Origin of the sequence: Paenibacillus sp. NRS-1760, from assembly GCF_050467785.1 — a bacterium.
Taxonomy (GTDB): domain Bacteria; phylum Bacillota; class Bacilli; order Paenibacillales; family Paenibacillaceae; genus Pristimantibacillus.
Window position 1 is genome coordinate 1000348 of the sequence record NZ_JBITPK010000014.1, and the last position, 12043, is coordinate 1012390.

The following is a 12043-nucleotide window of genomic DNA, read 5'->3' on the forward strand; positions in this document are numbered from 1 at the left end:
TTTTAGATAATCTATCGTTATTTATTATGAGATTTGATGGACCTTATCGTTTAGGTTTTTTATGTAGAAAAAGTATGAATTTGTACAGATACCTCGCTTTAAACCAATCTCTTATAATTAGGATTACAACCAAATGTAACCGCTTTCAAATATACTCCAATCCTTATACATTAGGCGATCATTCATTTGGGTTTAGTAAGGAATGTATCCAAAAAATGATATTAAGGGGGAAAGAAGAATGAAGCTAAAATTATTAACGATGATGCTGGTTTTTGCAATGTTTGCGGTATTTACTGGGTGCTCGCAAAATTCCGGATCTAATGCGCCTAAGGATGAACCAACACTGGCTCCTACAACTGAGGCCGTCGATGAAACGGCAACTGAAGCTCCACCTTCAACTGCGCCAGTCGATGAGAAGATTGACTTCAAAGGCGGAACGATCCGCATCGGGCAATGGTGGGGAATGGAAAACTATTTGAATGAGGAAGAGAAGGAAATGCAACGCAAAGCAGAGGAAAAATACAATGTGAAAATTGAGTATGTAACCGTACCTTTCGCTGAGATTCAATCAAGAATAGTAACAACTTCCGTAGCAGGGCAGCCTTTTGCCGACATTATTATGATTCCGACGGAATGGGCTATTCCGAAGATGGTTAAAGAGGGGTATCTTCGCAATATTGACGACCTAGTGGATATGAAAGACCCTAACTGGAATCAAGTTATGTTAAAGAATGGTAGCTACGGCGGGAAGCAGTACAGCTTCACCGACAAGGACAATAACGGCAATGGATTCTACTATAACAAAACGTTAATTCAGAAATTCGGTTTAGAAGATCCTTATGAATTGCAGGAAAAGGGCGAATGGACTTGGGATAAGTTTCTAGCGATGACCAAAGCCGCTACGAAGGATGGCGTATTCGGCGTAACTCCTTATGATACAGCTTCGAGCCTAACGCTTCCTTTCATTTACTCCAATAACGGATCTGTAACGAAAGATGACCAAATTACATTCGAGGAACCGGAAGCATTAGAAGCTATTCAGTTTGTCTCCGATTTATACAATGTTCATAAAGTTGTAGGCGGATCTTTTGTGGAAGGTAAAGCGCTATTCTATCCTGGAGCTCGTTGGGTTTCAGCAGATTTCAATGGCAGCTTGGCTGATGACTGGGGTTATGTATTCTTTCCTAAGGGTCCTAAAGCAACCGAATATGTTGTTCCAATAACTGTAAACATGTGGCATCTGATGGCGGATGTAGAAAACCCAAAAGCAGTTATGACAGTTTGGCAGGAGCTTTATGAGAGAAACCCTGAAAAAGGCTATGATGGCGTAATTCGTGGAGAAGAAGCTAACTTTAGAAGTGAAGAGGGCCTCAATACGCTGCGTAAAATGCTTGGTAACGGAACGGTGATGCAGTTCTTTGCCTATGATGGCTTTCAGGGCTATTTCAATGAAGCGATTAATAATATCATGACTGGAAAAGCGACACCTGCAAGTGAGCTTGCGAGAATTAAACCGCTTGCTCAGGCTGCAATTGATGTGACTGTGAAGAAATAAGGTTTGGTTGCATAAAACGCTGCGCGCACCCCAATTCTTTTCTATGGTTGGGGTGCTGCTCATAAGCGGGAAGGGGGATTCCATATGGCCAACGCCAATAAATATGGAATAGTCAAGGTAGTACTTTTAGTGACGCTATCTGCTGTGTGTATCCTGCCCCAGAGCTTTCAATCAAAGGGGATGTCCACGGTAAAGGCAGCCTCAAATGCTGCTGATACTTCTGAAGCCATCTCGGAGCAGATGCTCGGTAGTAAGAGTGAGAACAGATACGACCAATATTTGGTGAAGCATCAGAATGCGCCTAGGCCAGGGCAAGAGATTATCATCCCAGGAGATACCTTCTCTAAAGTGGTAGACATGAAGGCTAACGTCGTTAACGACATGGCTGGATTGGCGGGCAATGCGGTTGAATCGGATGAAACGGGAAGTATCTCATGGGAGTTCGATGTAACGAATGAAGGCTTATATAATATTGCAATACTTTTTTACCCAATGGAGGGTAAGGGTGCGGATATTGACCGCGAGCTGCTGCTTGATGGAGAAGCGCCGTTTGCTGAGAGCAGAAACTTAGTGTTCGGAAGAGTGTGGACGAGCAAAGCGGAAATTGCACGTGATATGCGCGGGAATGACACCCATGTCCAGCAGGTAGAGCTGCCGATGTGGCAGGAGACGTACGCACGAAGTGCGGATGGTCGCCACAATGAACCCTATTTATATTACTTTACACAAGGGAAGCACAGCATCACTTTAGTTTCCGCAAAGGAAAAGATGCTTATTCGTTCTATCAAGCTGAACCAAGTTGAACAAGCGAAGGATTACGAAGCGGTTGCCGCTGAATATGAGTCGAATGGTTATAAAGATGCTTCTGATGTCATGATCAAGGTTCAAGCGGAATTAGCGGATCTGAAGTCAAGTCAAGTACTTTATCCGATGATGGATCGCAGTAGCCCGTCTACCGAGCCTTATCATATGTCTCAAATCCGACTCAACACGATTGGCGGCTTCAACTGGGCGGAATCCGGTCAGTGGATGACTTGGGATATAGAAGTGCCGGAAGATGGACTTTATCATATCGGCATTAAATATAAACAAAGCTTTCAACGAGGTATGATTTCTTATCGCAAGATGTATATTGACGGCAAGCTTCCGTTTCAGGAGGCTGATGGCATTGCCTTTGGTTTCTCAACGAACTGGGAAATGAATGAGCTTGGAGACGGGAAGAGCCCGTATCAATTTTATTTAACGAAAGGCAAGCATGAGATTAAGCTTGAAGTGACACTCGGAGAAATGGCATTGCTTCTGCGAACAGTGGAGTCCAGCGTACTGGATCTGAATTATATTTTCCGGCGCATTATTATGGTGACGGGCACGGTACCGGATGAATATCGGGATTATCAGCTTGATAAAAAAATTCCAGAGATGATTGAAGTTTTCACCAAACAAATTGAAGTGTTGAAATCTATAGTTGAGCGTGTAGAGAAAATATCTGGCGGCAGCAGTGATCGCACAGCTACATTGAATCGGCTCATTTTTCAGCTGCAAGACATGGTAGATGCTCCAGAGACAATAGCACGCCGGTTAGAGACATTCAAATCCAATACGAGTTCATTAGGAGATTGGATTTATTCCATCAATTATATGCCTTTATCGATTGATTATCTTGTCATCGCCTCTCCTGATAAGAAAATGCCTGCTGTCAAAGCGAAGTTTTTCAAAAGAATGAAGCATCAAGTGGGCACGTTCATGCTCTCTTTCTTCACCGACTACAATGTGCTCGGTTCGACGGAGAAAGGCAGTAAAAAAATTACGGTGTGGATGACGCAGGGTATTGATCAGGCAAAAATTGCAAAGCGGCTTATTGATGAGTCATTTACTCCTGAAACCGGAGTTGCCGTCGACATAAAAGTGGTCAGTGAAGGCGTGCTCATGCAAGCCATGCTGGCAGGACGCGGTCCTGATGTTTCCTTCGCTCTGCCGGAAGATAAGCCAGTCAATTATGCCTTGCGGAATGCAGTGGAGGATTTATCTAAATATCCTGGGTTCGACAAGGTGAAGCAGCGCTTCCATGAGAGCGCATTAGTTCCTTATGAATTCAATAAGGGAACATTCGCACTGCCTATTGAGCAGCAATTTCCGGTTTTATTTTATCGGAAGGATATTCTCGAGGAAATGAATCTGGAGATTCCGCAAACATGGGAGGATGTCTTTGAGATTATTCCTGAGCTGCAGAAGCAAAACCTGCTATTCGGTTTTCCTATTCAGGTTTTGGTGAAAACGGGGGCGAACGTACAAGATAACGCTACATTGCCGGTTAACTTTACCTTTGGTACGATGCTGTTCCAAAACGGCGGGGAAATTTATCGCAATGGAGATAAAGCCAGCGCACTAGATACTGAGGTGTCCGTAAAATCATTTATCGATTGGACGGAATTATATACGACCTATAAGCTGCCGTTAACGACCGACTTCGTCAACCGTTTCCGCAGTGGAGAGATGCCAATCGCGATTGCTGACTATACGAGATTCAATCTCATCAACGTCGTTGCACCGGAGCTGAAAGGACTATGGAATTTCACTCTTGTTCCAGGACTTGAGCAGGCTGACGGCACTATTCGCCGGGAAGTGCCTGCAACTGGAACCGCTGCTATTATGCTGAAGGATAGTAAGCATAAGGAGGAAGCATGGTCCTTCCTAGACTGGTGGACCAGCACGGATGTGCAGGCGAAGTACAGTCTTGAAATTGAAGCCATTTTCGGGCCGGCTGGAAGAACTTCCACAGCTAATCTGGAAGCAGTGGCTCGGATTCCTTGGCAGGTGAAGGATTACAACGTATTAATGGAGCAGTGGAAATGGGCAAAGGGATTGCCAGAGGTTGCTGGGGGATACTTCACTGGCCGTCATCTTGACAATGCGTTCCGCAGCGTCGTTATCTCTAACGAGGATCCACGTGAAGCGATAGACCATTATACGAAATTTATTAATGAGGAAATTGTGAAAAAACGAAAAGAGTTCGGCTTGCCAAACTAGAGAGAGGGGGCGGTTGTATTGTCAGGCCCAAATCAAGCAAGCGTTGAATTGCAGGATCCAAGCAGATTGAAGAGGCAGCCTAGCGAGAGGCAGAAGAGGCTTGCTCATCTACGGGGCGAGATTAGTGTGAAACGGCATGGCTATGTACTCCTTGCTCCATATTTCATACTCTTCTTTATTTTCACCGCCTTCCCAGTCCTTATGGCGTTCGGACTTAGCTTCACGGATTTTAATGTACTTGAAGCGCCAGGGTGGGTGGGTTGGGAAAATTATGCCAACTTGTTCGTCAAGGATGAAGTGTTTTTAATTGCGTTGAAAAATACGCTGCTGTTCGCGGCGATAACCGGTCCGCTCAGCTATATCGTTTGCTTCTTTCTTGCATGGCTCATCAACGAGCTTTCACCTAAGATAAGGTCTGTTATTACGCTTCTATTTTATGCGCCTTCGATTTCAGGAAATGTATATTTGATATGGCAAGTTGCCTTCTCTGGCGATTCTTTCGGCTATATCAACGCATTCCTGATGAAATGGGGATTTATTCTTGAACCGATTCAATGGCTGCAGGATCCCAAATACATGCTGGCGATTATTATGCTGGTTCAGCTCTGGTTAAGCCTCGGTACAGCCTTTCTGGCTTTTATCGCTGGATTACAAGGAATGGATATGACGCTAATTGAAGCTGGTGCGATCGATGGCATAAGAAATCGCTGGCAGGAGCTGTGGTTTATTACATTGCCTTCACTGCGTCCGATGCTGATGTTTGGCGCGGTTATGCAGATTACATCTTCGTTCGCGGTCGCAGATGTGGCAACAAGCCTAGTCGGCTTCCCAAGCCCGCAGTATGCGGGACATACAATAGTAACGCATCTGAATGATTTCGGGACGATACGTTTCGAGATGGGCTATGCTAGTGCGATTGCAACCGTATTATTCGCGATTATGCTAGGCTCAAACTTGGTCGTGCAGAAATTGCTTCGGAAGGTGGGTGACTAGAGAGCATGAATATAAGCTTTCGTCTGCGTCGAGAGAAGAAACTCAATCGTTCCCTTCCTGTTGATATAGCTCTATTTCTAATATTGCTAGGAGCAGGAGCATTCATGGCAGTGCCTTTCGTTTTCATGATTAGCACTGCGTTAAAGCCTTTGGATGAGATGTTCCTGTTTCCTCCCACATTTATTGTACGCTCTCCAACAGTAGATAACTTTTATGATTTGTTACTTATTTTTTCTGATTCATGGGTACCGCTTTCTCGTTATGTGTTTAATACGGTCTTTGTTGCATTAACCGGTACGGTCGGGCACGTCATTTTAGCTTCCATGGCAGCGTATCCGTTAGCGAAGCTGAAGCTTCCAGGCGGCAATATCCTATTCGGGATTGTTATTCTATCGCTGATGTTTGCTTCACAGGTAACTTCCATTCCCAACTATTTAACGATTACGTGGCTGGGTTTGCTTGACTCTTATTGGGCACTGATTTTCCCGGCACTAGCAACTTCGCTGGGTTTGTTTCTGATGAAGCAATTTATGGAGCAAATCCCTGATGCTATAATCGAAGCCGCGAAAATTGATGGTGCGAGCGAGTACCGGATCTTTTGGACCATAGTCATGCCAATGGTTAAGCCAGCGTGGCTAACGCTTATTATTTTCTCCTTTAAAGGCTTATGGGGAACAGGCAGCGGAGGCCAGGGCGCTTCCTATGTGTTTAGTGAACAGTTAAAAACGATGGATTATGCCTTTAGCCAAATTTTGTCCGGAGGATTTGCTCGTTCAGGACCGATGGCTGCCGCTGCGCTTATTATGATGCTTGTACCGGTCACGATCTTTATCGTGACGCAAAGCAGTGTGATTCAGACAATGTCGACATCAGGCCTGAAAGAATAAAAGAGAAAGGGGGAACGCAATTGGCGTCCATAAGGGGCATTGCATCATTTCTTATCCTTATGTGCTTCATTACCGGCTTCGCTGTTCCGGCTTATGCTCTGCCTGATCACGGATACAACTATTCCTACTGGGAAGAGGCGGAGCCTGCGCCGTATCCTTATCTGGCCGAGAAGCATGTGGATGGATCGGAGCTTGGTATCGGCCATTTTAATGTTCCGCAGGATTTATTTGTTGCCAAGGATCATCGGATTTATATCGCAGACACAGGTAATAATCGTATCGTCAGCTTAGATGAGAATGGCAAACTTATTCGTACGATAGACGGTTTTGACAATAACGGCAAGAAGGAAACCTTCAACAAGCCTTATGGCGTATTTGTCGATGCTTCACAAAATATTTACGTTGCGGATACGTACAACAATCGGATCGTTAAGCTCAGCAATGATGGAACTCTCATTCAATTGTTCGGAGCTCCTGAGTCCAGCATAATTCCGGAAGGGTTTCAATATTTCCCCTTCAAGCTGTTCGTTGATAAGTTTGATCGGATTTACGTGATTGCGCAAGGTGCCTTTGAGGGAATTATGGAGCTTGACGCTTCAGGTGGTTTTAAAGGTTATATCGGCACGAACAAGGTGAGATTTAATCCAACCGACTTGCTATGGAAACGTTTATCGACCAAGGAGCAAGTAGGGAAAATGGAGTTATTCCTGCCAATTGAATTCAGTAATTTGGATGTCGATGATCGTGGCCTAATCTATGCCGTATCTTCGGAGGCTAATTCCAATACACCAATTAAGAGGTTTAATCCAAGTGGGGAGGACATATTGCGCCGTGAAGGCTATTTCCCTCCGATGGGAGACATTTCGGTTATTCGTCTTGACACCACAAAGAGTGTAGTGAGTGACCAAAAAAATAGAGGAAGCTCTAGATTCATTGATGTAGTATCCGATGAAAGCGGCATGTATAGCGGCTTAGACTCCACTCGCAACCGCATCTTTACCTATGACCGCGATGGCAACCTGCTCTATCAATTTGGGGGAATAGGCACACAGGCTAATAACTTTCAAAAACCGGTTGCCCTTTCAATGCTCGGAGAGCGAATAGCAGTTCTGGATAATGAGATGAACCGGATGACGATTTTTGCGCCGACTCGCTATGGCAAACTAATCCGGCAAGCTGTAAAAGCCCATTATGCGGGCAAGGTGGATGAAGCTGCTGATTCATGGAATAAGGTGCTTCAGTTAAACGCTAATTTCGATATCGCTTATATTAGTATGGGCAAAGCGTTTCTCAAGAAAAACGAGAACAAGATGGCCATGAATTATTTCAAAAACGGAAATAACAGGAAGTATTATTCAGAAGCTTTCAAACAATACCGCAAGCAATATGTTTGGGATCATTTCGGTACCATTATGACGGTTCTACTCTCCGCTGCCGCGCTCTTCGTTGCGATCCGTATCTATTGGGTCAAAAGAAAGCCGAAGCTCTACTTTGTTGAAACCAATATTGTAAAAGCGCCTTTCTATACAATGATGAGACCTTTTAACGGATTCTGGGAGATGAAGTATGAACAGAAGGGTCGAGTGAAAATTGCGCTGATTATTCTGTTGTTACTTGTCGTGACGATGATTTTGAAGCGGCAATACTCGGGCTTTGTTGTTAATTTCAATAAGCTAAGTACACTTAACAGCGTGGATGAGCTCATCTATATTGTGCTGCCATTTATTTTGTTTTGTGTGGCTAACTGGTCACTGACAACATTAATGGACGGTGAAGGAAAGTTTCTTGAGATTATTACGGCTGTTGGTTATTCGCTGCTGCCGTTCATTATTTTGTACCTGCCGCAAGTCGTATTCAGTAATATGATTACGCATGAAGAAGCCCCTTTTTATTATTTGATTGAGTCTGCAGCTATTTGCTGGTTTTTGTGGTTGTTGTTCGTGGGTATGATGACCATTCACCAATACTCTATTTTCAAAACACTACTGACTTTATTCCTCACCGTTGTAGTCATGGTTTTTATTGTTTTTCTATGCATCCTGTGTTTTAGCTTACTGCAGCAGATGACCACTTTCATACTTTCAATCTATTCAGAAATCAGGGCAAGAGCGTGAGGAGGTGCGTAAATGAATAAGGGAAAGAAACGGACGATATTGATGATGCTATGCTGTCTTATTGCAGCATCATGCCTATACGAAACCATATTCAGGAGCGAGATGGAGGCTGCGAACGAGAGTCAGAAAGTGAAGAAAGATAACCACGAAGTGACTATCGCTTCCGAAATGAGCGCGCTTCCCGATGGAATGGGTATGATTGCTGAGAATGAGTATTTGCAGCTATTTATCGATAAGAAGACGACTGAGGTCAGTGTGAGGGAGAAACGCAACGGGCAAGTATGGTCGACCAATCCCATTGATCATGCCAAAGATACGATTGCAACGGCAATTAATAAAACCAATCTAGCCTCACAGCTGATTATTTCGTATTTCAATGACAAAGGGCATGAGTCCTTTATGAATAATGAAGAAGAGAGCATTAAGAAAAATCAGTTTGAGATTGCTCTCGTTGATAACGGCGTCAAAATCACTTACGAAATCGGAAGCTCAGAGAAGGGTCTAAGTTCTATCCCGAAAGCTGTTGGCAAAGAACGGTTTGAAGAACGAATCTTGAATAAAATTGCGGATGAAGCAGTTAGAAATAAGCTTCGTACTCGTTTTTTCTACAACGAGGAGAAGCAGCAGTATGAGCGCAAAAAAATGCAGGATTATGTCGTAAAGGACGTCGTGGCGGTTCTTGAGTCCATCGGCTATACGGCTGAAGATGCACAAGAGGATAACCAGATGGTGGAGAGTGGGGATCAGGCAGAAAATGTAGCACCTCGATTTACTATCCCGCTTATCTACCAGCTTGAGGGTGAGAATCTCATTGCACGAATTGCAACGGACGAGGTAATGGATTCGGACGCATTCCCCCTTCATACGATGCAATTACTTCCATTTTTCGGAGCTACTGATCATGAGGCTGAAGGTTATATGTTTGTGCCGGATGGATCAGGAGCACTCATTTATTTGAACAATAACAACCATGCAGCACGTGCCTATGAGGTTCCGCTGTATGGCATCGATCAGACACCGCTGCAAAATTCGAGAACTGAGGTTCAATATACACAGGTTTCTAGATTTCCTGTTTTTGGAATGAAACAGGAGAATCACGCGATGTTTGCCATTATTGAACAGGGTGATGCCCAGGCAACAATAACGGCGGATACGAGCGGCAAGCTGAATAGCTATAACCGGGTAGGTGCCACTTTCAAAATGAAAGACATGGAACCAGTTGTGTTTAGAACGGGCTCGGTTACCAAGCAGGTCCCTAAATATTCGGAGATGTATGATAGTGGCCTTCAAATTCGCTATGCTTTTTTAGAAGACTCTTCTGCTGATTATACGGGAATGGCTAATTACTACAGGGACTATCTGATTAAGCACGATGGCTTGACTCGGCAAAAAAGCGGGGGCGACACGCCATTCGTTCTGGAGTTAATCGGCTCGATTCCTGTTCGTAAAAACTTTCTAGGTATTCCTTATCCATCTACCGAAGCGGTAACCACCTATTCACAGGCGATAGAAATACTGGAGTCTTTGCAGCAACGTGACATATCCCAAATCCAGCTCAAATATTCAGGCTGGTTTAACAAGGGCGTTCAGCACAGGCTGCCATCATCGATCAAGCCGGATTCTATTCTTGGTGGAAAAAAGATGTTTGAAAAATTATTAAATTATGCAGAGGAAAACAATATCGAGGTATATCCGGACGTTGCTTTTCAGAGAGTTTATGATAATGGCAAGGGCTTTCAAGCATCAAAAGATGCCACGCGCTTCCTTAATCGTAAATCTGCTAAAAGCTTTGATGATGATATTGTAACAACCAATCCTTCAGATATGCTTTACTATTTGCTCTCACCTCGTAAATTGACGGGCGTGGTAGATAAGTTTCTGAAGAACTATGAATCATTTGACTCCGATGGCGTTTCCTTACGTGATTTGGGAGAGGATTTAAACAGTGATGTTACCTCTCATGAAACCGTTAACCGACAGGAAGCCATAGGGATTATAGGTGAAAATCTGCAGAAGATTAAAGGAGAAACCGGGAAAATCATGCTTAGCGGAGGGAATGCTTACACATTGCCGTATGCGAAGACGATCGTAAATGCTCCGCTCACGAGCAGTGAATTTAATATTGCTGACGAAGATGTGCCATTCTACTCTATGGTTTTGCACGGATATGTGGACTATGCCGGAACGCCTATAAACCTCGGCCGTGATCAAGATCAGAGAACCGCCTTGCTAAAAACGCTGGAGACAGGATCCAATGTATTTTATCAATGGTTTTACGCACAGCCTACTATGATTCGTGATACGAAGCTGAACAGCTTATATTCTCCGCATTATGGAGATTGGTTTGAGGAGGCCGTTCAACTATATAACGAATCCAATGCCATCTTAAGAGATGTGCAGGATCAGACGATTAAGGGCCACCGCAAGTTAGCTGATGAAGTATTCGAAACAACGTTTGAACAAGGCAAAAAAATAATAGTGAACTACAATAAATCAGCGGTAACAGTAGACGATATTTCTATTGAAGCTCAGGGCTACCGCGTGATCGGCGGTGGATGATGATGAAGCGTAAAAGTCCGACGCTGCAGCAGAAAAAGTCTAGACTAGGCATTCTTTTCGTAACTCCTTGGTTTCTAGGCTTTGTTTTCTTGTTTAGCATTCCATTGTATAAGTCTTTTCTGTATAGCTTAAATACGCTAACTCTTGGTAAGGGCGGCTTCGATACCAAATATGAAGGATTTTTATTTTATAAGCAGCTATTTATGTCGCATCCAACGTTTAATCGAACGCTGATTGAGGCAATTTCTGATATTTTGATTAATGTGCCGTCTATTACGATATTTAGTTTATTTGTCGCAACTTTGATTAATCAGAAATTTAGAGGAAGGATATTTGCGCGAGCCGTATTCTTTCTTCCGGTACTTCTTGCAGCACCCGTGCTATCACTGGAGAACAGCTCAGAGATGGCATCCATTGCCTCAACGATTACGGGTTCTTCAAGTGAGGATGGAGGCTTTGCTTTTACTAGCTTTGAGCTTCAGCGAATGCTGGTTGAGGCGGGTGTAGGTAATGGGATTATTAGCTACATTACAGGATCAGTGGATCGGATTTATGAAATTATCAGCTCATCTGGTGTGCAGATACTGATATTCCTTGCAGCGCTCCAATCGATCTCACCATCTTTGTATGAAGCAGCGAAAATTGAGGGGACGACCGGCTACGAAGCGTTCTGGAAAATTACTTTCCCGATGCTTAGCCCTATTTTACTGACGAATATCGTGTATACCGTTATTGACTCCTATAGTACAAACGCATTAAGCCAGATGATAACCGATACGGCGTTTCAAACACTTAATTTCAGCCTCAGCGCAGCGATGGCGTGGGTGTACTTTCTTATCGTATCCGTCATTCTACTTGTGACCATGACACTCGTTTCACGCAAAGTATTTTATTACGATTAACAGGCA

At 43.9% G+C, this 12043-nt stretch carries 7 protein-coding genes; all 7 read left to right on the forward strand.

Going from position 1 to position 12043, the window contains the following annotated elements:
- Positions 1-238: 238 nt before the first annotated feature.
- The 7 genes from ACIFSR_RS23690 (at position 239) to ACIFSR_RS23720 (ending at position 12037) form a co-directional block, all read left to right on the forward strand.
- Positions 239-1555 carry an ABC transporter substrate-binding protein gene (locus ACIFSR_RS23690; protein WP_430060334.1) on the forward strand — a complete coding sequence of 439 codons (1317 nt, stop codon included), beginning with the start codon at positions 239-241 and terminating at the stop codon, positions 1553-1555.
- 84 nt (positions 1556-1639) lie between these two features.
- Positions 1640-4582, forward strand: coding sequence for an extracellular solute-binding protein (locus ACIFSR_RS23695; protein ID WP_430060337.1), 2943 nt, complete (start codon positions 1640-1642; stop codon positions 4580-4582).
- Between the two features lie 48 nt (positions 4583-4630).
- Positions 4631-5575: a carbohydrate ABC transporter permease gene (locus tag ACIFSR_RS23700; RefSeq protein ID WP_430060470.1), complete on the forward strand. Its 945-nt coding sequence runs from the start codon at positions 4631-4633 to the stop codon at positions 5573-5575.
- Positions 5576-5580: 5 nt separating this feature from the next.
- Positions 5581-6462, forward strand: coding sequence for a carbohydrate ABC transporter permease (locus ACIFSR_RS23705; RefSeq protein WP_076271716.1), 882 nt, complete (start codon positions 5581-5583; stop codon positions 6460-6462).
- Between the two features lie 20 nt (positions 6463-6482).
- Positions 6483-8576 (forward strand): YIP1 family protein, encoded by a 2094-nt coding sequence (locus tag ACIFSR_RS23710; protein ID WP_339204178.1) that lies wholly within the window; start codon positions 6483-6485, stop codon positions 8574-8576.
- A 12-nt stretch (positions 8577-8588) separates the two neighbouring features.
- A complete protein-coding gene (locus ACIFSR_RS23715; protein WP_339204177.1) occupies positions 8589-11135 on the forward strand; it encodes a DUF5696 domain-containing protein in 2547 nt (848 codons plus the stop codon).
- Between the two features lie 2 nt (positions 11136-11137).
- Positions 11138-12037 carry a carbohydrate ABC transporter permease gene (locus ACIFSR_RS23720; protein WP_430060341.1) on the forward strand — a complete coding sequence of 300 codons (900 nt, stop codon included), beginning with the start codon at positions 11138-11140 and terminating at the stop codon, positions 12035-12037.
- Positions 12038-12043 lie beyond the last annotated feature (6 nt).

Bases quoted from the DNA above. Each gene is read 5' to 3' on its own strand.
- ACIFSR_RS23690 (WP_430060334.1), top strand. From the start codon at position 239: ATGAAGCTAAAATTATTAACGATGATGCTGGTTTTTGCAATGTTTGCG.
- ACIFSR_RS23695 (WP_430060337.1), top strand. From the start codon at position 1,640: ATGGCCAACGCCAATAAATATGGAATAGTCAAGGTAGTACTTTTAGTG.
- ACIFSR_RS23705 (WP_076271716.1), top strand. From the start codon at position 5,581: ATGAATATAAGCTTTCGTCTGCGTCGAGAGAAGAAACTCAATCGTTCC.
- ACIFSR_RS23715 (WP_339204177.1), top strand. From the start codon at position 8,589: ATGAATAAGGGAAAGAAACGGACGATATTGATGATGCTATGCTGTCTT.
- ACIFSR_RS23720 (WP_430060341.1), top strand. From the start codon at position 11,138: ATGAAGCGTAAAAGTCCGACGCTGCAGCAGAAAAAGTCTAGACTAGGC.